Raw genomic sequence first — 24,741 nt, 5'->3', positions numbered from 1 at the left:
ATGAGGTCACGAGCGGATTCGAACCGCTGTAGATGGTTTTGCAGACCACTGCCTAGCCGCTCGGCCACGTGACCATTGTCGCATTTGCGATTGCAAAAATAGACATATTCTCGCGCTTGTCAAACAGACTTAGAGAATAATTATAAAATTATTTCAAATCCATTTTATATCAGTGCTTTACGAATAGATAATAAAAAAAGCCATTCGAATTAATCCGAATGGCTTCCAGTATATTTAAAAATTAAGACTTAATCTTAGTCCTCTTTTTTATCATCTTCATTACTCTCTTCTTCCTTCTTAGCTGAAGCTTTTTTCTTCGCTCCACCTTTAGCATCATCTTCCATTTGAGATTTTAATGCAGATAATGCATCTAAATCACCTAATGTAGATGAAGAAGCTTGTGGTTTAGGAGTAGACTTTTTCTTTCCACCACCTGTAGCTTTCTTCTTAGGAGCAGCTTCCTCAACTTTAGAGTGAGTGTGTAAGTGTGAAAGAACGATTCTCTTATCATCTTTAGAGAATTCTAATACTTGAAATTCTAAAGACTCCCCAACCTCTGCTATAGAGTCATCCGCTTTCTTTAAGTGCTTAGTAGCAGCAAATCCTTCAATACCATATGGAAGTTCCAAAATAGCACCTTTTTCGTTTTTACTTAATACAGTACACTTATGCTTAGATCCTACAGTGAATACAGTTTCGAAAGTATCCCAAGGGTTTTCTTCTAATTGTTTGTGACCTAATGCTAATCTTCTGTTCTCAACATCTAGTTCTAAAACAACTACATTTAACTCTTCTCCTACTTTTACGAATTCAGATGGGTGTTTGATTTTCTTAGTCCAGCTTAAATCAGAAACGTGAACTAATCCGTCAATACCTTCTTCTAATTCGATGAACAATCCAAAGTTAGTCATGTTTCTAACTACACCTTTGTGCTCAGTACCAACCGCATATTTAGTTAATACTTCTTTCTTGTTCCAAGGATCTTCAGTTAATTGCTTGATACCAAGAGACATTTTACGCTCTTCTTTGTCTAAAGTAAGCACTACAGCCTCTAACTCATCACCTACATTGATGAAATCCTGAGGATTTCTTAAATGTTGTGACCAGCTCATTTCTGAAACGTGGATTAAACCTTCAACACCAGGAGCAATTTCTAAGAATGCACCGTAATCTGCAACATTAACGATTTTACCTTTAACTTTAGAACCTACGTCTAAGCCTTCAGCAAGCGAATCCCAAGGATGAGAAGTTAATTGCTTCATACCTAAAGAAATACGCTTCTTGCCTTCGTCAAAGTCTAATACTACAACTTTCACTTTTTCGTCAAGCTTCAATACTTCTTCTGGGTGGTTAATTCTACCCCAAGAGATATCAGTAATGTGAAGTAAACCATCAACACCACCAAGATCGATGAATACACCGAAGTTCGTCATGTTCTTGATTACCCCTTCTAGAACCTGACCTTTTTCAAGGTTGTTCAAGATTTCAGCTTTCTGCTTCTCTAGGTCTTTTTCTATTAATACTTTGTGTGAAACTACTACGTTATCGTTGCTGTAGTTAATTTTCACAACTTTTACTTCCATTTTCTTTCCAACGAAAACATCGAAATCACGAATTGGCTTAACGTCAATTTGAGAACCCGGTAAGAAAGCTTCAACACCGTGTACATCCACGATTAAACCACCTTTGGTTCTTCTTTTCACTAAACCTTCAATGATAAGATCTTGGTCAAGGGCTTTTTGGATTTTATCCCAAGCACCAACAATTTTCGCTTTTCTTCTTGATAAAACTAGTTCACCGTTTTTGTCTTCACGCTCTTCTACGTAAACTTCCACTTCATCCCCTACTTTTAAGTCAGGCATGTCACGGAATTCGTTTGTAGGAACTAATCCATCAGATTTGTAGCCAATGTTTAATACTACGTCACGATCGTTAATCGCTACCACAATACCTTTCACTACTTCTTGTTCATCCAAATCAGTAGCAACATTGTCATACATTTTAGCTAATTCTTCTCTCTTAGCTTTTGAGTAGCCTTCACCAAAACCTTTGGTTTCAAATGCTTCCCAATCGAACTCTTCGTTCTTTACGTTTTCTTGATTTTCTGCCATAATGTGTCAGGGCTCTTTAATTACAACAACAATTCGAGCCAAAATTGTCATCGTTTTGGTTTACAATCACTTATCTATAATATATTAATACAGATAAGGCCGCTCACCTGAACGGATTGCAAAGGTACGATTTATTTATGAAGTCACAATAAGTTGATGCTCAGATAATAGAAATATTCATGCATCTTTTAATTCAAACAGATATTCATCTGGAAAAGCTAATTGAAAAGAGGAGCCACTTTCTAGCTTATTATTTGTTTTTACAATGATATTTTGACCCTGCTCGGAAACAAACACACACCTATAATGATAACCCATGAAAACACAATCCTTAAGTTTAGTAGAAATTGAAAATTTGTATTCCGATGGCTCACCCTCTAATACCACCACATTTTCAGCCCAAATCCCTAATTGTCTTTTCTGTTTATTAGTGATAGATTTAGATGGCAACAATACAAAATCAGACAATAATTCTGCTACAGCTTTCAATTCAGGATTCTGATATAAAGAGTGAGGACTGTCAGACTTAATGATTTTACCATTATCCAGAACATGAATTTGATCTGCCAAATAAAAGGCTTCAAATAAGTTATGGCTGACTAAAATGATACTAGTCTCTAGTTCAGTCCTTACTTCTTTAATGGCATCCATTAAAGTTTGACGAGTGGAGTAATCAAGTTGAGTAAAAGGTTCGTCTAACAATAACACGGCAGGTTGTGTAGCTAATGCTCTAGCAATAGCTAGGCGTTGTTTTTCGCCTCCTGAAAGGCTTTCAATTTTATGAGAACTTAGCTTTTCAAGTCTCATGAGCTGCATGAGTTGTTTAATTTGCTGCTCCGCAAATTCATCTTTAAAAGCTAAAAGTGCATCTTTTAAGTTTTCTAACACCGTTCTATTATGAAGCAAATTGAAGTTCTGCGCCACATAAGCCAGCTCCTCATGACCTGCAACTAAAACCTCATCTGGATTATCAAGCAGCTCACCTGAAAATTTCACTTCTCCTTCATCAGCAGCAAGCAAGCCCGATAAAATCTTCAATAAAGTTGATTTTCCTTGCCCACTTCTTCCCATTATAACATGCGTTTCCCCTTCTGCTATGTCAATAGATAAATTATCCAAAATTTGAGTATCGAATGATTTAGAAATGCAAGAAGCTTTTAATAAAATTTCTGCCATACTAATGGGAATGTTTTAGATAATAATAGACCAGAAACAAAAAAAGCGAACTGATGTTCGCTTTTATTTATATCTATATGGAGTAAGAATTTAGTCTTCTTTCTTTTCTTCTGATTTCTTAGAAGCTTTTGGCTTATCTTCAGTTTTTTTTGTTGCTGCTTTTTTAGTAGTAGTTTTTTTAGCTTTTGGAGCTTCTTTTTTCTCTTCAGCTTTTGCAGTATCTTCTTTCTTAGCAGCTGGTTTTTTCTTAGAAGCATTCTTTTTGAATTCTTCTTTTATTGCCTCTACATCAACATTTTTAATAACTGGCTGTTGCTGTAATTTCTGGATTGAATCCATTCTTTTCTTAGCTACTACTCTATTTCTTCTTGCTTTTCTTTTAAGACTTGTTCCTGCCATGATTAATTCTTTGTCAAAATTGGAATGCAAATGTAGGGCTATAGTTCATTTAATCAAAATATACTTACAATATTTTCTAAAATTAAAAATTAAGCATAAAATTTATATGACCCTGTCTGTAATATTCATTTCCAATAAGCAGATTCAATGGATTTATTTTTACTGATGCAACGTCATAAATATTCAGCTTAAATCCTATACCAAATTCGGCTCCATATCGTGTATCGCTGATAAAAGCAGCAGGAAATAAAATAGAAGGTGCCCTCCTAGCCTCTAGCTTACTTATAAAAGGTCCTCCGTAAATGCTTATTGTTAGCCATTTCAATTGAATAAAATTATAAGCGGTAATAGGACTAAAACTAAAATTCTTTGCATAAAAAGGATAATTAAGATTATATATATCAGAATCTAATATCGCTAATCGAAAAGTGGGACTAAAAATAATTTTATCAAATCCAAGATTAAAATCAGCTTGAAGGTCGAATGAGAAGCCATTAACCTGATCTAAACCCGATTCGGATAATTGAGCATACACATAGCTACCACCTGCATATAACTGTGATTTAACATCAATTGACCCAAATAGAAATACTAAAAAGAATGGTATGGCTAATAGTTTTTTCATGGTTGAATAGTTTTTTTAGTACGGTTCACCTAAAGACAACTATTCTAATCCCATGGTTGTAATACTTAGCTCTTTTAAATAAAAAAATCTAACCTATTAATTAATGCTTGTATAAATAATTAGAAAAACTTCTTTTTACTATAGGCAATAAAGTTTCTTCATAGGGATAAGGTCTTAAGGCTACCACTCTAAAAGCAGAATAATTACTAACCAACTTAATATTTTTCAACACTTTGATTTTTAATTGTTCCAAGGTAGTCCCTATAGATTTTTTAAATTTATCAATAAAGACGGTTTGCAAGCTTCGCACTTTTTCTTCAGCAGTTTCAAAAATTGATATTCTATACTGATAGATGTGATAATAAGGATCGAATTCAGAGTCAATTACCAATAGACCTTCATTTTCTTCTAATGCTTTCACTCCCACTGGCTCAATAATTAGTTGACTTTCTACTTCATCAAAAATATCTTTCCCAATCGTAATCTGACCTTTTAATTCATCTAAAGCAAAATCAATAATATCCTCCAACTCTTTTAATTGTACATCTTCTTCAACTTTGGATTCAAAATACATCTTAAAATTTTTCAAATCCACTTGGCTTAATCTTTTAGGAAAGGATTTTAATAGTTTTTGCTTTCCATCCTTTAATTGTACCGCATTTTTATAATGCATAATAAGATCAGCAAAGGTTGGATATAATTTATGCTGATCAAAATAACAACTTACCTGCTGAAGATATGCTAGCAAAACATATTTTTTATACTCAAAATCAAGTGTTCCGGATGTTAACCAATCATCTGACAATTTTTTCATAATCATTAATACTTAATACTGACATATTAAAATAATAAAAATCTGTCAAAAATTCATCAACTTTAATAATCATTACAGTGCATGACAAGCTTCGAGTAAAAAACTGCAATTTTGACACGCTATAATATATGGCACATAAAATGCTATGATGTGATCAGATTTAAACAAATCAAAACATAAACTATAATAAAAATGTCAAACGTATCATTCAAACCAAATGAGGATAGGGTTCTAGTTGAGCCAGCTCCTGTAGAAGAAAAAACAGCATCTGGTATCATCATTCCTGATACTGCAAAGGAAAAACCACAGCAAGGTACAGTTGTAGCGGTTGGACCTGGAAAAGATGATGCTCCAGTAACCGTTAAGGTTGGTGATTCTGTATTATACGGAAAATATTCTGGAACAGAGTTTACTCTAGAAGGAAAAGAGTATTTAATCATGAGAAACTCTGACATTTTCGGTACTATTTAAAAAATTAAAATAACTAAAAAATTAAATAATTATGGCAAAGGATATTTCATTTGACCTAAAAGCTAGAGACGGCTTAAGAAAAGGTGTTGATAAATTAGCTAATGCGGTTAAGGTAACACTAGGCCCAAAAGGTAGAAACGTAATCTTAGACAAGAAATTCGGAGCTCCTACTGTAACAAAAGATGGTGTTTCAGTAGCGAAAGAAATCGAATTGAAAGACGCTATCGAAAACATGGGTGCTCAGCTTGTAAAAGAAGTTGCATCTAAAACTGCAGATGAGGCTGGAGACGGTACTACTACTGCGACTGTTTTAGCTCAATCAATCTTCAAACACGGATTGAAAAACGTTACAGCGGGCGCTAACCCAATGGACTTAAAAAGAGGGATCGACAAAGCGGTTAAAGTGGTTGTTGAGAACTTAAGAAAGCAGTCTAAAGACATTTCTGACAATAACGAAATAGAACAAGTAGGTACTATCTCTGCAAACAATGATGCTACAATCGGTAAAATGATTGCTGAGGCGATGGAAAAAGTTGGTAAAGATGGAGTTATCACTGTTGAGGAAGCTAGAGGTACTGAAACTGAAGTTAAAACTGTAGAAGGTATGCAGTTTGACAGAGGGTACCAGTCTCCTTATTTCGTGACCAATACTGAGAAAATGGAAGCGGAATTAGACAATCCATACATTTTAATCTACGATAAGAAAATTGGTAGCATGAAGGAATTGCTTCCAATCTTAGAAGCAGTGTCTCAAACTGGTAAACCTTTATTAATCATCTCTGAAGAGGTAGAAGGTGAAGCTTTAGCTACTTTAGTGGTTAACAAAATCAGAGGTTCTCTGAAAATTGCTGCTGTAAAAGCGCCAGGCTTCGGTGATAGAAGAAAAGCAATGTTAGAAGATATTGCAATCTTAACTGGTGGTACTGTAATTTCTGAAGAAAGAGGTTACAAATTAGATGGTGCTACTTTAGAGTATTTAGGTACTGCTGAAAAAATCACTATCGATAAAGATAACACTACTATCGTTAACGGTGCTGGTAAAAAAGAAGATATCCAAGCGAGAGTAAATCAGATTAAATCTCAAATGGAGAATACTACTTCTGATTACGACAAAGAAAAATTACAAGAGCGCTTAGCTAAATTATCTGGTGGTGTTGCTATTCTTTACATCGGTGCTGCTACTGAAGTAGAGATGAAAGAGAAGAAAGACAGAGTGGATGATGCATTACATGCTACAAGAGCTGCAGTACAAGAAGGTATTGTTGCTGGTGGTGGTATAGCATTATTAAGAGCTATCAAAGCGTTAGATAAAGTTGATGTTGATAATGAAGACCAAGAAACAGGGGTTAATATTATCAGATTAGCTTTAGAGTCTCCACTAAGAACTATTGTTGAGAATGCTGGACTAGAAGGTTCTGTAATCATCAACAAAGTATTAGAAGGAAAAGATGACTACGGCTACAATGCGCGTGAAAATAAATTCGAAAACTTATTCAAAGTAGGTGTTATTGACCCTACTAAAGTGACTAGATTAGCCCTTGAAAATGCTTCATCTATCGCTAGCTTATTATTAACTACTGAATGTGTAGTAGCTGACGAAGAGGAAGAAGATGGTGGCGGTATGCCAGCAGGTGGTGGTATGCCAGGCGGCATGGGCGGCATGGGTGGAATGATGTAATCCCATAGTTTAAAGAAGAAAAATAAGGCTTTGTCGATTGGCAAAGCCTTTTTATTTTTTTCTTATCAAAAAATCTTAGCTTTACAAAAATATAACTAAGAAATGGACAAGCATCATATTTTTAAAAACTACGAGACCTTTATACTCTTTCTACTCATCCATGTAGGGAGTTCAGATTACAGCCTAAAAGGATCAGAAATTGAAGTTATCCTTGCTAAAATGGAAGATTACTTTCCGGACATTGATGACATGGATCAATTAAGATCTAAATTTGTATCTCTGAAAGATGAATACGAAGAACTTTCGGATTCGGACATTAACCATATTATTTATCATAATTATTTACACTATAAAAAAGGTCAAATTAATGCTAACAGAATAATGAATGACTTACAAGAGGTAATTATGGCAGATGGTTTTATCCACGACATGGAAACCAAAGCTATAGATGCTGTAAAGAAGTTATTAAATATAAGAGAATCTGACCTTTAGAATTACAGTAAATACATAACAGCAATGAAATGCGTTATAGTGCCTATTAAAACAAATACGTGCCAAATAGCATGAGCATAACGCATTTTTTGATTTGTATAAAATATAGTCCCCAAGGTATAGCTCACTCCTCCCCCAATCAATAAAGATAAAACCGTAGTAGATAACTCTAAGAATAACGGCTTCGCAATAAACACAGCTATCCAACCCATTCCTAAATACAGAAAAAGTGATAAGCGAGGGAACCGATGGGTGAAAAATATCTTAAATATTGTTCCAATCAAGGCAATCCCCCAAACTATTCCGAACATTAACCAACCGGTGAATCCTCCAACTCCTAAAATTAAAAATGGAGTATAGGTACCTGCAATTAAAAAATAAATACTAATGTGATCAAAGATCCTAAGGATTGCCTTTGATTTCTCGTGTTGTATAGCATGATAAATAGTTGAAAAAGTGTACATTAATAAAAATGCTCCACCAAAAAAACTACTGCTGATAATATGAAGTACGCTTCCTTCTAATACTGAAAAAGTAATCAATAAGGATATAGCCACCACACTGAATAGAATTCCAAATCCATGTGTAAGGCTGTTTGCTAACTCTTCTTCTAAGGTTTGTGGTCTTTTCAAATTTGTAAAGTTTTCTTATTTGGTAAATCTATAAAGTATCTTTAAAAGATGAGGGAGAAAAAGCTATTAATTTAATAATAGTTATTCTCATCGCTTTTTGGTAACTTTGCCATCTCCAAAGCAAGTTTAACCATTTGCATATATCTGAAACGATACCTTACCTTGGTTATCCTCCTTTGTACCTCTAACAAGAGGGATCTTTCATTCAAGTAAAATACTTGTCTTATGTTTTAATTTAAACCCTACTTTATGGCAAGATCACAAAATAGCTTTATGAAAAAGCAAAAAGAAAAAAAGAAATTAAAGAAAAAAGAAGAGAAGCAAGAAAAGAAAGAGCTTCGTAAAGAGCAGTCAAAAGGAGGTAGCTTAGATGCAATGATCGCCTATGTTGACGAATACGGTAATATATTAGATAGCCCCCCTGAAGAACCTAAAAAAGAGGATAAAAAATCTGAAAATAAGGAATAATACATACTCCATAATACACCAAAAGGCGAGTAATTGCTCGCCTTTGGGGTGATTATGGCGGTTATTCACCATAAAATCCTACCTCATCATAACGTTGAGATTAAAACCTCTACCCGTTAAGACTCAATTTATAAAATAAATCACTTAAATACAACTGTAAGTTAATTTTTAAACAATCTATATTGTTATTTAATTTACACAATGAATTTATTTTAAGTTAGAACAGTATTTTATGAAAAAAGAATGTCCATCCTGTGCTATGATGATTGATAAAGAAGAAAAAGTTTGTCCTATTTGTAGTTATGAATTTCCCAGGTCTTCTTATCAGAAAAGCTTACAGTGGGTCGCCATTCTTCTGGCTATAATTTTTCTACTGGTAATATTACTTTAAACTATGAAAACAGAATCTCCATTCGCAATAATTAATGTTTTTTCAAATGATAAAATTTCAGCTAAAGGAAATCCATCCTCTGTAATTTTATTAAATGATAACTTATCCGATCATGATTTACAGGCTATTGCTACTGAATTACAACAACCAGCGACTACCTTTTTATGGAAAACCAGCAAAGAAAATGAATTTCGAATAAGATGGTTTGCTCCAGATGCTGAAATAGGATTATGTGGTCATGGTGCAATGGCGGCAACCGTTTTTCTTTCAAATGAATTTTCTGAAATCGCCCAAAATGGTTTAAAACTTATCAAAAACAACACTGTCATTGAATCAGGTATTGAAGGGGAAAATCAGCATTACACAAAAATGCAAAATATAAATAGAGATTCTCAATCTGAACCACCGGCTGGCCTTGAAGCAGCCCTGGGTAAAAAGATTGTGGAACATTATGCTACTGAAAATAAAAATATTGTAGTTTTAGAAGGTGAGGAAGAGCTTGCTAATATGAAGCCAGATTTTGAGGCATTAAAGGAAATAGATGTATTTGGTTATGCCGTAACGGCTACATCATCTAAAAATGATGATTTTGTTTGTAGAACATTAGTGCCACATGTATTACAATTAGAAGATCATGCTACAGGTTCTACACAAGCCGTTTTAGTTGACTATTGGGCTAATAGATTAAATAAATCACATTTGGAATCGCGACAATTAAGTCCGAGAGGTGGCTATTTTAATGCTCACCATCAAAAAGATGGTTTTAAATTAGTTGCTAATTCCTATTATAGAGTAAAGGGAACTTTTCACCATCATTAATTATTATTTTAAACTAAAACCAATTACTACAGTATGAAAAGAATTGCTATTTGGTCAATGTTAATTCTATTTATAAGTTCTTCATGTAAAAAGGATGATCCTGAGCCGATAGAATACGAAAATGGAACCAATGAATATGTTAACAATTGGATTTACGATAATCTGAACCTTTATTATTATTGGACGGATGATCTTCCGAATAAAAATATTGAAGGGCAAAATCCTGAAGATTTTTTCTATAGTTTGCTTTCAAACCAAGATCGATTCTCTTGGATTCAGTCAAATTTTAAAGAATTGCTAAATTCTCTTCAAGGGATATCGAAGGAAGGTGGATATGAGTATATTCTTTATAACGATCCAGATAGGGTAAATGGAGTAGTCGGACAGATAGCCTATATCAAAGAAAACTCTCCTGCGGAATCAGTAAATCTGAGAAGAGGAGACTTATTTACACATATTAATGGTAGCATATTAACAGTAGATAATTATTCATCATTATTAGGTGAACTAAAAGAAACCCATAGCCTTACCATTAAAAGGTTTGATTTTGACTCAGAAGAATTTTTAACTGAAGGCGATGTAAGCATTACTCCTATTCAATTTGCTGAAAATCCAAACTTCATGGACACGGTGTATTCTCGCAATGGAAAAAAAATAGCTTATTATGTTTATAATTTCTTTGCAGTAGGAACAGACGATGATAGTGCGGCTTATGCTTCTGAAATGGATGTTATCTTTGAAAAATTTAAATCTGAATCTGTAGATCATTTAGTGATAGATCTAAGATATAATAGTGGTGGAGCTGAAAGAGCAACAATTAATTTAGCCAGTTTAATCGGATCTAACGTTTCGGATCAAGATATTTTTGTGAAAAGAAAATATAACGAGGGCCTAGAGCAAGCATTTATAGATGAATATGGTGAAGAATCACTCTATAGAACCTTTGTTAACAAAGCTGCCAATATTGGGGCTCAATTACAAAGTCCTCAACTAACTGTGATAACCTCATCCAGAACTGCCTCGGCCTCTGAATTATTAATTAATGGATTAAATCCGTTTATGGATATTTTCATTATAGGTGATACTACAGTAGGAAAAAATGTGGGATCTACTTCCTTTTACGAAGAAAATAACAATGAAAACAATTGGGGAATGCAACCTATTATTACGAAATCCTTTAACAGTTTAAATCAATCAGATTATGATTTAGGGTTTTATCCTGATATTGCATTGAAAGATAACTCATTGATTAAACTTCAATTAGGAGATGTAAATGAAAGGCTTTTGAAAGAAGCTTTAGTTTATTTAGCAGGAAGCGATGAACTGAGTAGACAAAAACAGTTAAAAGAAATACCATCTAAAGATATTATGAGTAGTATAGAGCGAAAGAAATTATATGGTATTTATGATATTGAGTTAGAAAATTGATTTTCTGATTTTTCTTTCATAGCGATACTTTTATGTAATGCTATTTCAGGACGGAGACATTTCAATAAAAAAGGGAGACTTAATGATGTGAGTCTCCCTTTTTTATTGAAATAATTTTAATTAAGCCATATCATCTTCTAAGGGCACTACTTCAAATTCCATATCTAGTGAATCTCTAAAATCTTCAATATCCTCTCCCATTTCATCATCTCCTTCAACAAAGTTCCAAACTATAGATAGTTTAGTTCCATTATCTTCTAAATCTTTAAGATCAGATAATAAATCAAATAAACATTTAGATGAAGAAGTATTAAAATATTTCAAGTAAATATTAACATCTAATTTATCAGGACTTTTACCTCCAAATGCTTTCAACTTATTTCTAAGCATGCTGTAAAGCATTACAACATCTTCATCATAAGATTTGCCTTTTATTTGCAAAGTACCATTTTCTTCATCAAATCGTACGTATGGAGCTGCCTCTTTAGCTGGAATTTCTAATACACTCATTAAAAAGTAATTTTTGATTATTTAACAATAATAGTGATTATCCTCATCTTTTCGCTAAAAAAAATTTCACATGTAATAAAATTTCGATTAATTAAACTTTTCTTTCGATTATCAGGAAAAGGTTGTCTAAACAATTATTTAAGTTTAGATTTAAAATATGAACTCAAACACGCACACATACAAGAACTTATACAAAAGTAAGATTCTAAGGTATAGTACAATTATATACTTCCTGAATTTATTGTGTTTTGGTTCTCTTACATTTATTTATTTATTCGGTGCGTATAGTATTCTTGATCCTGATTTTGCCTATATATTAGCATTAGGATCTTTAGTATTAATCAGTTTTATAAATAGCAAAGTTAGGTACAGTTTATATTGGCTTTTACGCTCAAAAATTCATCAAAATCTGTTCGCTAACCTATTTAACATATTCAATCTAGTTTTTTCTTTACTTGTAATTATATTAATTTATTTCAATAGACAAGCAGGGGGAATTGAAATAGAGTTTGGACTTATTGGATCAATTCTATTCATGTCAGGTTTACTAATTTCTTTTTATTTCTGGAATGCATTTAGTAAAAATAATGAAAAAGCAATTATTGAAATAATTCAAAGCAGGCCTTTAGCAAATTATAAAAATTACGAGATATATGTGATTTTAATTTCTGTAGCTATTTTCGGTTTAGCTTACGATTACACTCCAAAATCACTGGAATACTCTCTTTATTTCCCTACTGGTTTTCTCATGATTTTTTCTGGAATCATGTTTTTCTTAAATGGATTTATACATAAATCGATCTTTCTTTACTTCAAAATTGATTCAGATGCAAAAAGTATTGAAACAGAAGATCGTTACAATTCTTTAATTTTTGAAGAAAATCCATATCAAACAATAATACAATTAGAAGACGACTTTCATCAACTTAATTATGAAAACCAGAAACGTCTACTATTAACTCTACAAAGACTTTCAGCTATTGATCTAATAGAAAGTTTAGAAGCTATTATTACAAATACCTCAAGTGATGATAAAATCTTTAAGGTTCTCTCTGATGTTCACTTTTATCTTAAAAACCTGAGAAGAAAAATAGAACTTGTTGAGAATCCATTTGAGTTTATTGAACAGTCCAATGATTTAAGCATCATTAAAGGAATAATAAGAAACCAGATCACAAAAGATGATAAGAATTTAATTATTAAATTACTTAATGATAGCCGAATAGCTATAGTAAAACCGGCTTGTATCGTTGCGGGATATTATGATGACATCAATATTATCTCAATATTAATTGAGCATCTTGAAAAACCTAATTTGACCCATTGGGCACAAATGGCTCTTAAAAAAATTGGAGAAAAATCAATCAAATATCTTGAAATCGAATACTTTAAAAGAAAGGATAATCTATTGTTTGTTGATTCATGTTTTAATCTGATTTGTCAAATAGAGAACCATAGTAATTATAATTTGCTTTTTTCTGCATTAAATGATAATGATAGTAATGTAAGAAAGATAGCTGCGAAGAAAATTGTAGAATATGACATTCCAATTACTGAAAATCACAGAAGATATTTTAAAAGACTATTTGATGATTTGGTGTTAAGCATTTTAAGTAATGACTATCTCATTAATCAACTACAGCTTCAAAATGAAAAGTTTAAAACCTTAAGAAATGCAATTGAGAATGAGAATAAGGAAGCCATATACCTTATTATCAATATTGTGAAATTATATTATCATGGGGAGGTAGTTGAAAAAATATTTAATGGCTATAAAAGCCATGATAAATCACTTCATGCTGCCACTAATCTCTTGATAGATATTATGTTTGAGGATAACATTTCTGTTAGAGATAAATTAAAAACAATCTTTTCTCCCTATGAAAGAGTATTATTAGAAGCTCTTCAAGATGAATTTCCAGGGATAAATCTAAAACCTAAATTTGAAGCCGAGGAAGAACTTATTTGGCATATTTTAAAAAAGGAATACGATCAAATTAATAGCTGGACCAGAGCCTGTGCCCTTAATATTTTGCATTACACCTATAAAGAAGATATTCCATTTGAATTAGCCGCAGAATTTTTAAACAAGAATAGGTTATTGAAAGAAGTGGCTGCTGTTAATATTTACAATAACTTACCAGAGTTTTATACTATATTTTTAGATAGACTTGTAGATGATGAGTCCAAGCGAATTGATTATTTAATTAGATCTAATCTCGATATTGCTAACCCCAAGCAAATTAATGCTGACAATTTAATGCTGGAGGATAAAATCAAATTCTTAATCAGCATTCCTTATTTAAATTCGTTATCAATTTCTGAAATTATTAATTTCCATACTTATTTTAAAGTCAGTGTTTTAAAAGCTGGAGAACACAAGATATCGTTGCAAAAAGAATCTAATTTAGGTTATTGGATTATTGAAACGGGAACCATATCTTATTCTAAAAATGGAATTGATTTTTATGAATATAATAAAAGGGACATCATTAGATTATCTGATCATGAAACTTTAGCCGATAATGTTTTCTTTTATTGTGAAGAAGATACTCGGTTTTTAATTATAGAAGAAGTTACCCTAATGAATATAATTCAAGGGTATAATGAGATAATACAAAAATATATTAATATCTTGCCAGATAAAGACAAGAGTAAAAACATCAAAGAACTAAATCAAAACGCTGCTTGAAAACTAGTATACCCTATATTACCATTTTCTTCTATCTGTTTATAATACCATTTAGTAGTTTTTCACAAATTCAAAAAACAGAAAAATTTGAAGTAAATGACTTCTTAGGTGAAAGAAATTTCATATCGGCCACTCAAGCAGATAATTTAATTATTTATTTTAATACAGATAAAGGTATTCTTAGCTATGATGGTAGTGATTTTAAAGAAGTAGGCATTAAAAATAAATCTATAAATGCACTACAAGTATACCAAAACCAATTATTCATTGCTACCAATAACTTATTACTACTTTATTCCCCTAAATCAGACTCATTAGCTGAAATTTCAACAGATGCTATAGTTCAATTTGAAATATTCAATGATGAATTATGGATGATTAGTAAAAACAGCTTATTTAAATGGAGTGATGGCAACTTAAATGAAATATATACTAGTAATAGTGATGCTTTCAATACTTTTAAGGTTAGTAATAATATTACAATAATAGGTCATTCTAATGGAATTAGTCTAATTGAAGACAATAAAGAAATTTCATCATTTGGATCATTTCTTAAACCGACAAAAATAATTGAATATGACTCTTCCATTTACATATTAAGTGAAAATGCGATTTTTCAATTAAATGATGAAAAAATTGTAAGAGACTTTAGCAGTAATTCTGCAATAATGGATTTTATTATTGACGACTTTGGTAAAACCTGGTTTTTGAATATAAATAAAGCTTTAAGGGTTAATGATTTAATGAATGTCAATCCTGCTTTTTATGAAAATGGCACTAAACAAATTACTGGAAATAAACTATTTAATGATAAAGAAAGTAACCTATGGGTTTTAGGCCAAAATAATCTTACTAAAATCAGCCAAAATAACGCTTTCTCTAAATTATTAATTGATGATGTATTAGAAATATTTACAGGAGAAACGAGCAATATTATTATTTCGAATAATCAAATCATCTACTACAGTGCCCTTACTGGATTAAGAAAAATTCAAATTAATAGCAGTGATAAACCACTTGATAATTATCATGCATTTTACAACGGAGAAGATTGGATCATAACGCTCAATGAAAATATTTATAAATTATCTGGAGATAAGCGAAGCTTACAACTAGTAAAAAAAGATAACCTCTTCTATCCTACTGCTTATATTGATGAAAATACATTTTTAGCAAAAAGTCAAAATAACAATTTATTTACTGTCAATAAAGATTTTGAACCCATTTCAAAAATTGTAAATCTTAGCTCAGTAAATAATTTGATTCATACCAACAATAGTATAGTGGCTTATTCTGACAATTCTATAAACAGATTAAGCTATGAGGGCGTAATGATGAATTCAATTGTATTCCCTGATTCTATTAAAATTAATAACATTATCCCCGCTAAAGAAGGTTTTTGGTATCATACTTTGTCAGATGTATTTAAGGTAAATTATAAAGGTGATTTTACAAAAATTAATATAAAAACTGATTTAACAACTGAACTTAGAATTCTTAATACATTTGATGATTTTGAAAATAATTTATGGATCTCAACTCCAGACAAATTATTAAGATTCCCTGTAAATCCTAATAAAGAGGAGAGCATACTAGAGAATTTCACGGAGTATAACAAAAATGATTTTCTAATTTCTACTTACTTTAAAAGCGCCAAAAAAGATTCTACTTCGCTTCTATGGTTTACTCATGATAATGGAATTTCCATTTATAACCCTTTAAAAGAAATACCCAATTTAGTTCCCCCCAGTGTAAGTGTTAAAAATGCTTTTGCTTATGAGTTAGATAATTTTAATAATCCTTACGACACTACTTACTTTTTAGAAAATCAAGAGAAAATTAGCAGTAATGCAATAGTTATTATTGAACCTAGTGTTATATCTCACTTCAATTGTGATAAAGCCACTATAGGTTATAAAAATTTAAGCACGAGCCAAGCGGAAAGAAGAATAAGAAATGGAGAAAAAATTATTCTGACTGACTTAAATGACGGTTTAAATACAATCAATTTTATAGGATATAATAGTAATGGAATAGAAAGTGCAAATCAAGCAAACATTAACATCTACGTTATACCTCCAATATGGAAAAGAAATTGGTTTTATTTAACAAGTATTATATCAGTTTTTCTTTTAGGTTTTGTCGGATACAGAACAGTAATCAGTATTAAAAATAATAGAGCAAGAGATCTTGAGGAAGAATTACATAAAGGTCTTGAAGATCTTGAGAAAAAATCTCATTTACAAGTATTGAAGGCTGAAAGGTTAAAACAATTAAATGAGTTAATCACCTCACAAAAAAGTGAATTAGAAAAAAAGAATAAGCAGATTGAATCTCAAAAATACGAGCTCTCATTAACCAATCAGCAAATTAAAAAACAGAAAGACCTTCTTGAAGAAACCAGCAGTAAATTAACTTCAAGTATTAATTACGCTAAGAGAATTCAAAATGCACTAATGAGTACTGAGGTAGAAATTAAAAAAGCATTTGAAAAAAGCTTTGTTTATTTTATGCCTCGTGATATGGTAAGTGGTGACTTCTTTTGGTTCAACCAAGTCAAAAATGAAAAAGGAGAAGACCTATTAATACTTGCCGCGGTTGACTGTACAGGGCATGGTGTACCAGGAGCAATTGTAAGTGTGGTAGGTATGAACTTGCTAAATAATATCACAAAACTGAAAAAGGTTTATGATCCTGGGCAAATATTGACTGATATGAACCATGACATCATACATGATTTGCGTCAAAATGAAACACAAGTGAATGATGGTATGGATATGACCTTAATCACTTATAATAAAACTACTAAGCAGCTGTATTTCGCAGGAGCTAAGAACCCACTAATGTATATTGAAGATAATGAATTGATTCGAATCAAAGGTGATAAACATGCGATCGGTGGCCAACAAAGAGGAGATGATAGAATCTTTACTACACATCAATTAGATTTAACAGATGGTAAAGAAAGAACCTTCTATTTATTCTCTGATGGTTATCAAGATCAATTTGGAGGTGAAAAAGGCTTTAAGTATTTGGTAGGCAATTTTAAGAAATTATTGCTAAGAATTCATGATAAAGATGTATTAGATCAAAAAACTATTTTGCATGAAGAAATAGAAGAATGGAAATCAGGTTATCCACAAACAGATGATATACTGGTAATTGGATTGAAATTATGAAAGAAGAAAAGAAACATATCATCTTAAAGTTTACTCAAAACGATAATATAAAAGGTTCTGACCAAGAATTGGGATGGGTTGATTATTTCGTAAAGTTTTTAAAAACTGGACTAGCTTATCAGCTTGAAAATCCGGTTGAATTTGAATACAAAAATGAGCTAGAATTAATTACTAAAGATGATTTTGACCGTGCTGATTTAATATTTTACATATTATCCCCTGCCATGGTGTTTTCTTCTAACCTTAATCAAGATTCTAATGAACTGGAGCAAGCCTTTAATTTTGACATTCCTCTTATTAATTCTAAGATTAAAAAAGTATTCAAAGCACCTGTAAAAATTGAAGATTTACCTTTATCTCTTTCCACTCCTACTTACTATAGGTTTTATGATAATAGCTTAATAAATGAACAAAATTATGAAACTTATGAAGGCTGGAGTGAATACCAAGAAAATGAAAACTACTGGAAAGTATTTGCTGATGTTTTATTGGATACCATTTCAATTCTATCAAAAGAAGTAAATGAGCCTAAAAATACCATCTTTATTTCTGATAAAAATAAAGCTTATTATCATAACAGAAATACTATTAAAAGGGAACTTAAAGCTTATGGCTCTGAGATATTTCCAGATGAAGATTTCTCAATTGAGGCAAACTATATGTCTGATCCAGAGGAGTTCTTCATGAAAAAATGTGATCTGGCCATTCATTTTCCAGATGAATTTATAGGATTGACAAGAGAGCAAAGAAAAAAAGCTTTTGATAAATGTTCTAATATTAAAAGACTGATATGGTTTAGTCCTGTTGAAAGTCAAAAACCAGAAAAGAAAGCTCATTACAGTGAATTAAAGGTTCAATTAAAGCCTTACCCCAATATTGAGGCAGTTGAATCTACAATTGAAGAATTTAAAGAAATTGTAAAGGAAAACATTACTAAAATTAAGATAAGTACTGAGGTTGAAAAAGAATCTTTAAAAGAATTAATTTACGTAATTTCTGATAGCAAAATCGATAAAGCGAATTTTGATGACTTATTGAGGAATAAAAATATTTCAGAGAAATTTGAATTAAAATTAATTGATAATGTGGAGAATGTGACTGATTATAGGCATTTACATTATGAATTATTAAGAAAAGCTGACTATTTCTTCATTTTATTTTTTAAAAATAATTTACCTTGGTTAAGTTCTATGTCTGCAGAGATAAAGAAGGCTCCGGGTTTTAGAAATGAAAAAGAAATATTAGGTAAATATATTTTGTTCAATGATAATACTATATTTAACCGGGAAAAACTCAAAGATTTTCAACTGATTCCAAAAAACAAACCAGAAGAATTATTTGAGGTAGTACAAAATTTAGCAGTTTAAGTGCAAGAAACTTTTATTAATAATAGGGAAAACAATTTTAATCCATTTCCAGGTTTAAGACCTTTTGGCATAGATGAAAGCTATCTTTATTTTGGTCGTGAAGGGCAAAGTGATGAGGTATTAGCTATATTGGAAAAAAACCGTTTTGTTAATATTCTCGGTTCATCAGGTACAGGTAAATCATCTTTAATGTTTTCTGGTGTTATTCCTACTCTGCATGGAGGCTTTATTTCTAAAGCAGGAAATGAATGGGAAATTATAACTGCTAAGCCAGGACTCAACCCTATTAAAAATTTAGCACTTGGTTTCAAGAAACATATCGAGCAAAAAAGCAAAGAGGACGAATTAGATACTGCCCATAATCTTATCAATGAATATTTATTTGAAGCTGTGCTCCATAAAAGCACCAAAGGCTTAACTGACTTATTCAAACTCAATAAACATTTAAAAGGCAAAAACTTACTATTGTATCTGGATCAATTTGAAGAAATATTCAGATTCAGAAAATTAGGTGAACCACGACATATTAATGAATCATTAGCTTATGTTAATTTGATTTTGGAGGCTATAGAGCAAACAGAAGTCCCAATCTATATTGCTTTATCTATGCGTTCCGATTTCCTAGGAGATTGTGAACAGTTTCCAGAATTAACCAATAAAATTAATGATAGTCACTATTTGATACCTCAAATGACCCGTGAACAAAAGAAGCTTGTTATTACGGGGCCAGTTGCTGTAGGTGATGCAAAAATATCAAATCGATTAGTCCAAAGGTTATTAAACGATATGGGGGATCGGTTTGATCAATTACCAGTATTGCAGCATGCATTAATGAGAACATGGGATTATTGGTCTGACTCAGGAAATGATAAAGATCAGCTTGATTACATTCATTATGAGGCAATTGGAGGAGTTAATGAAGCTTTATCACGACACGCGGATGAAGCTTTTTATGAATTAAATGAAGAAGAGAAGGAGATCTGCGAGAAATTATTTAAGACTATCACCGAAAAAAGAAGTGATAATGATGGTATTAGAAGGCCAACCCCACTTCGAGAGATTTCTCAAATTGTGGATGAAGAAGAACATGTGCTGATTAAAATCATCGATAAATTTAGAATTCAAGGTAGAGCACTCTTAACTCCTCGTGAGGAAGTTGAATTAACCAGCGAATCCGTAATCGATATAAGTCACGAGGCTTTGATGAGGGTTTGGTATAGATTGAGAAACTGGGTACAGCAAGAATCTCAATCTGCTAGAATTTATCTTAGACTATCAGAAGCAGCCAACAAATACCAAAACGGTAGTGGTGGTTTATGGAGACCACCTGATTTACAATTAGCTATAGAATGGAGGAACAATACTAAACCAACACTTAAGTGGGCTCTTCAATATGAAAACAATTTTGAAGCGGTTATTTTATTCCTAGAAAAAAGTGAGCAATCCTATAAAAAGGAATTGGAAACCAAAGAAATGCTTCAAAGAAAGCGTTTGAAAAGATCTAAAATTATTGCAACGATTTTAGGGACTGCAGCAGTGCTTTCATTAGTTTTCTTATTCTATGCCTTTAACCAAAGTAGGGTTGCAGAGAGACAAAGAGAAATTGCCGAAGCAAAATCCTTGGAAGCTCAAAGAGAATCAGAAAGAGCAAAAGAAAGTGAATTAAAGGCACAAAGAAGAAGAATTGAGGCAAATAAATCAAGTATTAGAGCTAATGCTGAAAGAGAAAAAGCTGAGTATAACTTCTTATTAGCTCAAGAAGCACAGGAAGTTGAGCGTCAGGCAAGACAAGAATTAGCTTTAAAAGCTGAGCAAGAAAGTAGAGCAAGAAGATTAGCACAAGAGCAACAAAAAGAACTCGAAAAAATCAATAGTGATTTACAATCAGAAAGAAAGAATACAAGACAATTAAGTTTAAGAGCTATTGCACAATCATTGGCTGTAAAGTCATTGCAAATGGAAGATGATCAATTACAAGCGCTATTAGCTTATCTTGGATTTAAGTATAATATTAATAATGAAGGCTATGACAGTAATAATGACATTTACAATGGTCTTTTCTATGCTGTAAAAAATTTCGATCAGGATTACTATAACGCTTTCAGAAGTAAATCAACTGATGTTAGATCATTACAATTTGTAAAAGGTAAATATTTGTACACAACGGGTACTTCAGGAAGAATAAATGCATGGGAAGTTGATAATATGACTGCCAACAGAAGCATAGTTATTTTTGATGAAGAAAATGTTTTTGTCAAGAAAATTTATGTTGATGAAGAAAATAAAAGTTTAGTTGCCTTAACAGATGGTTCTGATTTTTATGTTATTGACGTTTCTAATAGAATCAGAGAAGTTAAAAAATACAGCCTACCTGATAGCTATGCTTATGATATCAGTTTTGTTAAAGGCAGTACGGATTTCTATCTTTCAGCTTCTGATAATAACATTTATAAATTTTCAAATAATAGGATTGAACCTTTCCTTAATACAAACAGTAGAATTTACGATATTGAACTATTGAATAATGATTATTTGGCCACTGGAAATACGGATGGAAAAATTGAACTATGGGATTTAAATTCTAAGGAGAGTAAAACAGTTATACGCGATTCAAATAATAGATATATACATTCCCTGTCAATTGGAAATAATATTTTAGCTGCTGGTGACAACTCAGGTCAGGTTAATTTATTCTATCTTAATGATCAGTATGATGTAACCAATTCAATTACATTAAGAGGTAGCGATGGAGAAATCATGACTGATATCACCTTTAATGAAAAAGAAAATCAAATAATTGCAGCAAGTACTAAAGGAACTATTCGTATATGGAACTTAAATGATCCTGATGAATTTCCGATGATTATAAATGAACCTGGTTCATGGGTTAATGCTATTGCGCTTATGGACGAATCTCATATTTTTGCTGGATGTAAAGATCAAGTTTTTCGCTTATACCCTATTAAAAGTCAATTACTTGCTGAAACTTTGAAAGAAAAAATGAGCAGAGATATTACTCCTGAAGAATGGGATAGATATATTGGTGATGATTTAGAATATGATCCAATATTTGAAGAAAGTAAATTTCTAGATGCGGCAAGATGAAAATTTTTATAATCACCATATCATTTATCGTTTTAGCATCCATTCAATTAGTTGCACAGTCTAGTTGTGAAAGAAATTTAAATGAGGCACGTGCAGATTATTCAAGTGGTAATCTATACGCAGTACCAGGCAAACTAAACGATTGTTTAGAAAACGGCTTTGATAAAACTCAAAAAATTGTGGCCTTAAGGCTTTTAACGCTTACTTATATTAATATAAACCAACAAGAAAAGGCAAGATCTACCCTAATTAAGTTATTAAATATTAAAACAGATTATCAGGTAATTGATAATGTTGATCCATCTGAATTGTATTCATTATATAATAGTATAGATACTGACATAAAATATTTCATTGGAGTGACTTTTGGCACTAATCTTAATTACATTAGACTTGTTGACTACAGATCTACTAATCCATTGGGTAACGAAGCTCCTAATTATATTCCAAAATTTTCTTTAGAACAAATAGGGATTCAGTATTTATATCCTTTGGTGAAAAGTATTGTAGTGGGTGCAGAATTACAATATCAAAATCAAAGATATGGATACTTTGAAAGAAATGAATCGTTAGATGGAAGTTTCACAACAATCGAATACCAAAGCTCAAACAGTGGTATTAATTTAAATTTGATGGCAAGATATATGAAAGATTTTTATCAATGGAAACCTTTTGTTGAAATAGGGGCTACTGGAAGAGGGAATTTTAATTATCAAATATCGAACTATATAAATGGCTTTTCTGAATCTGTAGATGAAGAAAATATAGCAGGTCCTGAAAGTGTTTTAGACAGAAGAGCAATTTTTAATTTTGCTGTTAATGCCAATATAGGGACAATGATAAAAATTGGAGAAAATTATGGCGAAGTCAAATTAGGAGTAAGTAATTATTTTAGAAACCATCTAAATGATTTAGCGAGGCAAGAGGCTGTCAAAACAACAGTTTTAAATGGGATGGTTTTGAAAGATGATGATATCGCAAATTTAGTATTTCAATTGAATCTCACATTTAATATCCCTTTCTTTAATTTTCAATGATAACTAGACATTTCTTACATATTATTCTTCTGTTACTTGCGATATGTTCAGCATGCAATTTTGAAGCCTTAGAAAGCGAACAATTACCTAGTTTCGATAAATTATATGCTGTTTCAGAAAATGTTGAAGCTATTGATTTTATCTGTAAACCAGAATCAACAGGATATATAGTTGTAGGAAATTTAAAATCAGAAGAAAATTCTGATATTATAGTAATTAATGTGGCTAACAATGGACTTCAAAGAAGTCTCTATCAGATTACCACTGATTTCTATGATGAAGCCGTAAGTGTCAAATTTAATGAGGCCGATAATTCAGTTTACATAATGGGAAATCGTAGAACTGATCAATCACAAGTTAATGTTAACCAAAATATATTAATTAAAACGAACTTAGATGGAATACCTGCAAGAGCTTCTAATGCAAATATTGAAGACTCTTTGTCTGCTGAAATAAAAACTTTAGGAGTCAATCAAAATCGAATAGTGCAATTAAATGACTTTCTAATTCTACCTCCAAATATTATTTGTGTAGGAAATATTAGACAAAGTTCAAGTGGGAACTTAAATAGATATACACAGATTTTCGATTTAACTGCTATGGATTTCAATGATAAGAATGATTCTATTATTACAGCAATAAGGCAAAAACCTGATGATATTGTTTTTAATAACAGTACAGATTTCAAAATAAGAAAGGGAAATACCCCCAATAGATTATATGAAGTATTAGGTCAGAATTTTAGTGAAAACCCAAATGGATCCGTTTCAGGTTCATCTGACAATATCAGTTGGCATATTTATTCTGATTTAAATTCAACCGCCAGTGAAATTATTTATATAGGTTCAGACCAAAATGAAGAATTTGGGGACATACTATATCACTCGAATGGGAAAAATTATATAGCTGGAAACTATATAGATAATGACTCTATATTTTTGATTTCTAAAGATTACAATGGGAAAAATAACAATGAGATTCAAAGTATTTATTCTTTTTCTGAATTTGGCAATAAAATCACTAGCTTAACAGAAGATGGTGATGGAAATATTATTATCTCAACAATAGATGAAGGTTCAGCCAATCATATTTCCTACTTATTAAAATTTTCGCAATCTGGTACTCAGTTAGAAGGCCAAAATTTTATGTTTAATAGTACTGGTTTTTATGATATTCAAAAAATAGTAAATGAAGGTGGAAATAGCCTAGTGATATTATCACATAAAACATTTGATAATAATTCGACCGCTATTGGTTTAATGAAGATTAATTTTTAGTAAAATTCTATTATTCCATATAAATTTGTCAATTACTCCCCAAACGTTTATATTGTAAGTTACATTAAAT

General features: G+C 31.5%; 19 protein-coding genes and 1 tRNA gene. 12 read left to right on the top strand and 8 right to left on the bottom strand.

The window, feature by feature from the left end; translation table 11 throughout:
• Nucleotides 1-3: 3 nt before the first annotated feature.
• The 6 genes from QYS47_RS08410 to QYS47_RS08385 all read right to left on the bottom strand — a co-directional run bounded on the left by QYS47_RS08410 (nt 4) and on the right by QYS47_RS08385 (nt 5,125).
• Nucleotides 4-74 (bottom strand) — tRNA-Cys (locus QYS47_RS08410).
• A gap of 180 nt (nt 75-254) precedes the next feature.
• Nucleotides 255-2,111 carry a 30S ribosomal protein S1 gene (rpsA, locus tag QYS47_RS08405; RefSeq protein ID WP_322348366.1) on the bottom strand — a complete coding sequence of 619 codons (1,857 nt, stop codon included), beginning with the start codon at nt 2,109-2,111 and terminating at the stop codon, nt 255-257.
• Between the two features lie 177 nt (nt 2,112-2,288).
• Nucleotides 2,289-3,287, bottom strand: a complete 999-nt coding sequence (locus QYS47_RS08400) for an ABC transporter ATP-binding protein (RefSeq protein WP_322348365.1) — start codon at nt 3,285-3,287, stop codon at nt 2,289-2,291.
• 90 nt (nt 3,288-3,377) lie between these two features.
• Nucleotides 3,378-3,686, bottom strand: coding sequence for a hypothetical protein (locus tag QYS47_RS08395; protein ID WP_302129123.1), 309 nt, complete (start codon nt 3,684-3,686; stop codon nt 3,378-3,380).
• An 82-nt stretch (nt 3,687-3,768) separates the two neighbouring features.
• A complete protein-coding gene (locus QYS47_RS08390) occupies nt 3,769-4,311 on the bottom strand; it encodes a hypothetical protein (RefSeq protein ID WP_322348364.1) in 543 nt (180 codons plus the stop codon).
• A gap of 100 nt (nt 4,312-4,411) precedes the next feature.
• Complete coding sequence (locus QYS47_RS08385; protein ID WP_302126103.1) at nt 4,412-5,125, bottom strand: hypothetical protein; 714 nt, start codon at nt 5,123-5,125, stop codon at nt 4,412-4,414.
• A gap of 192 nt (nt 5,126-5,317) precedes the next feature.
• On the opposite strand from QYS47_RS08385, the gene QYS47_RS08380 reads away from it, so the two are divergent.
• From QYS47_RS08380 to QYS47_RS08370, 3 genes are all read left to right on the top strand, one after another.
• Nucleotides 5,318-5,596, top strand: coding sequence for a co-chaperone GroES (locus QYS47_RS08380; RefSeq protein WP_302126104.1), 279 nt, complete (start codon nt 5,318-5,320; stop codon nt 5,594-5,596).
• Nucleotides 5,597-5,627: 31 nt separating this feature from the next.
• Nucleotides 5,628-7,274, top strand: a complete 1,647-nt coding sequence (groL, locus tag QYS47_RS08375; protein WP_308356979.1) for a chaperonin GroEL — start codon at nt 5,628-5,630, stop codon at nt 7,272-7,274.
• 102 nt (nt 7,275-7,376) lie between these two features.
• Nucleotides 7,377-7,766 (top strand): tellurite resistance TerB family protein, encoded by a 390-nt coding sequence (locus QYS47_RS08370; protein WP_308356980.1) that lies wholly within the window; start codon nt 7,377-7,379, stop codon nt 7,764-7,766.
• A 2-nt stretch (nt 7,767-7,768) separates the two neighbouring features.
• On the opposite strand, the gene trhA is transcribed toward QYS47_RS08370, so the two are convergent.
• Nucleotides 7,769-8,398 (bottom strand): PAQR family membrane homeostasis protein TrhA, encoded by a 630-nt coding sequence (gene trhA / locus QYS47_RS08365; RefSeq protein ID WP_302100179.1) that lies wholly within the window; start codon nt 8,396-8,398, stop codon nt 7,769-7,771.
• A 249-nt stretch (nt 8,399-8,647) separates the two neighbouring features.
• On the opposite strand from trhA, the gene QYS47_RS08360 reads away from it, so the two are divergent.
• From QYS47_RS08360 to QYS47_RS08350, 3 genes are all read left to right on the top strand, one after another.
• A complete protein-coding gene (locus QYS47_RS08360) occupies nt 8,648-8,866 on the top strand; it encodes a cold-shock protein (protein ID WP_308356981.1) in 219 nt (72 codons plus the stop codon).
• A 394-nt stretch (nt 8,867-9,260) separates the two neighbouring features.
• A complete protein-coding gene (locus QYS47_RS08355; RefSeq protein ID WP_322348363.1) occupies nt 9,261-10,076 on the top strand; it encodes a PhzF family phenazine biosynthesis protein in 816 nt (271 codons plus the stop codon).
• Nucleotides 10,077-10,109: 33 nt separating this feature from the next.
• On the top strand, nt 10,110-11,504 hold the full coding sequence (locus QYS47_RS08350; RefSeq protein ID WP_322348362.1) for a S41 family peptidase: 1,395 nt from the start codon (nt 10,110-10,112) through the stop codon (nt 11,502-11,504).
• Between the two features lie 120 nt (nt 11,505-11,624).
• On the opposite strand, the gene QYS47_RS08345 is transcribed toward QYS47_RS08350, so the two are convergent.
• A complete protein-coding gene (locus tag QYS47_RS08345) occupies nt 11,625-12,014 on the bottom strand; it encodes a DUF1987 domain-containing protein (RefSeq protein ID WP_308356984.1) in 390 nt (129 codons plus the stop codon).
• Nucleotides 12,015-12,549: 535 nt separating this feature from the next.
• Between QYS47_RS08345 and QYS47_RS08340 the strand changes: the two genes are divergently transcribed.
• From QYS47_RS08340 to QYS47_RS08315, 6 genes are read left to right on the top strand one after another with little or no spacing between them, the layout of a single operon-like run.
• The gene (locus tag QYS47_RS08340) at nt 12,550-14,706 is read left to right on the top strand and encodes a hypothetical protein (protein ID WP_322348361.1); all 2,157 of its coding nucleotides are present in this window, start codon (nt 12,550-12,552) and stop codon (nt 14,704-14,706) included.
• Complete coding sequence (locus tag QYS47_RS08335) at nt 14,703-17,885, top strand: SpoIIE family protein phosphatase (protein WP_322348360.1); 3,183 nt, start codon at nt 14,703-14,705, stop codon at nt 17,883-17,885. The genes QYS47_RS08340 and QYS47_RS08335 overlap by 4 nt, the downstream gene beginning before the upstream one ends.
• A complete protein-coding gene (locus tag QYS47_RS08330) occupies nt 17,882-19,252 on the top strand; it encodes a hypothetical protein (RefSeq protein ID WP_308356987.1) in 1,371 nt (456 codons plus the stop codon). Before QYS47_RS08335 ends, QYS47_RS08330 begins: the two co-directional genes overlap by 4 nt.
• The gene (locus QYS47_RS08325; protein ID WP_322348359.1) at nt 19,253-22,357 is read left to right on the top strand and encodes an nSTAND1 domain-containing NTPase; all 3,105 of its coding nucleotides are present in this window, start codon (nt 19,253-19,255) and stop codon (nt 22,355-22,357) included.
• Complete coding sequence (locus QYS47_RS08320; protein WP_308356989.1) at nt 22,354-23,394, top strand: hypothetical protein; 1,041 nt, start codon at nt 22,354-22,356, stop codon at nt 23,392-23,394. Before QYS47_RS08325 ends, QYS47_RS08320 begins: the two co-directional genes overlap by 4 nt.
• On the top strand, nt 23,391-24,671 hold the full coding sequence (locus QYS47_RS08315) for a hypothetical protein (RefSeq protein ID WP_302126154.1): 1,281 nt from the start codon (nt 23,391-23,393) through the stop codon (nt 24,669-24,671). The genes QYS47_RS08320 and QYS47_RS08315 overlap by 4 nt, the downstream gene beginning before the upstream one ends.
• Nucleotides 24,672-24,741 lie beyond the last annotated feature (70 nt).

It is taken from the genome of Marivirga arenosa, from assembly GCF_030503875.2.
In the GTDB taxonomy this organism is placed as follows: Bacteria; Bacteroidota; Bacteroidia; order Cytophagales; family Cyclobacteriaceae; genus Marivirga; species Marivirga arenosa.
Note: the sequence above shows the minus strand (reverse complement) of the source record. Positions and strands in the feature narration are given on the sequence as shown.

Excerpts from the sequence above, each read along its gene's own strand:
- rpsA (WP_322348366.1), bottom strand. The coding sequence starts at position 2,111 with ATGGCAGAAAATCAAGAAAACGTAAAGAACGAAGAGTTCGATTGGGAA.
- QYS47_RS08400 (WP_322348365.1), bottom strand. The coding sequence starts at position 3,287 with ATGGCAGAAATTTTATTAAAAGCTTCTTGCATTTCTAAATCATTCGAT.
- QYS47_RS08395 (WP_302129123.1), bottom strand. The coding sequence starts at position 3,686 with ATGGCAGGAACAAGTCTTAAAAGAAAAGCAAGAAGAAATAGAGTAGTA.
- QYS47_RS08390 (WP_322348364.1), bottom strand. The coding sequence starts at position 4,311 with ATGAAAAAACTATTAGCCATACCATTCTTTTTAGTATTTCTATTTGGG.
- QYS47_RS08385 (WP_302126103.1), bottom strand. The coding sequence starts at position 5,125 with ATGAAAAAATTGTCAGATGATTGGTTAACATCCGGAACACTTGATTTT.
- QYS47_RS08380 (WP_302126104.1), top strand. The coding sequence starts at position 5,318 with ATGTCAAACGTATCATTCAAACCAAATGAGGATAGGGTTCTAGTTGAG.
- groL (WP_308356979.1), top strand. The coding sequence starts at position 5,628 with ATGGCAAAGGATATTTCATTTGACCTAAAAGCTAGAGACGGCTTAAGA.
- QYS47_RS08370 (WP_308356980.1), top strand. The coding sequence starts at position 7,377 with ATGGACAAGCATCATATTTTTAAAAACTACGAGACCTTTATACTCTTT.
- QYS47_RS08360 (WP_308356981.1), top strand. The coding sequence starts at position 8,648 with ATGGCAAGATCACAAAATAGCTTTATGAAAAAGCAAAAAGAAAAAAAG.
- QYS47_RS08355 (WP_322348363.1), top strand. The coding sequence starts at position 9,261 with ATGAAAACAGAATCTCCATTCGCAATAATTAATGTTTTTTCAAATGAT.
- QYS47_RS08350 (WP_322348362.1), top strand. The coding sequence starts at position 10,110 with ATGAAAAGAATTGCTATTTGGTCAATGTTAATTCTATTTATAAGTTCT.
- QYS47_RS08345 (WP_308356984.1), bottom strand. The coding sequence starts at position 12,014 with ATGAGTGTATTAGAAATTCCAGCTAAAGAGGCAGCTCCATACGTACGA.
- QYS47_RS08340 (WP_322348361.1), top strand. The coding sequence starts at position 12,550 with ATGTCAGGTTTACTAATTTCTTTTTATTTCTGGAATGCATTTAGTAAA.
- QYS47_RS08330 (WP_308356987.1), top strand. The coding sequence starts at position 17,882 with ATGAAAGAAGAAAAGAAACATATCATCTTAAAGTTTACTCAAAACGAT.
- QYS47_RS08320 (WP_308356989.1), top strand. The coding sequence starts at position 22,354 with ATGAAAATTTTTATAATCACCATATCATTTATCGTTTTAGCATCCATT.
- QYS47_RS08315 (WP_302126154.1), top strand. The coding sequence starts at position 23,391 with ATGATAACTAGACATTTCTTACATATTATTCTTCTGTTACTTGCGATA.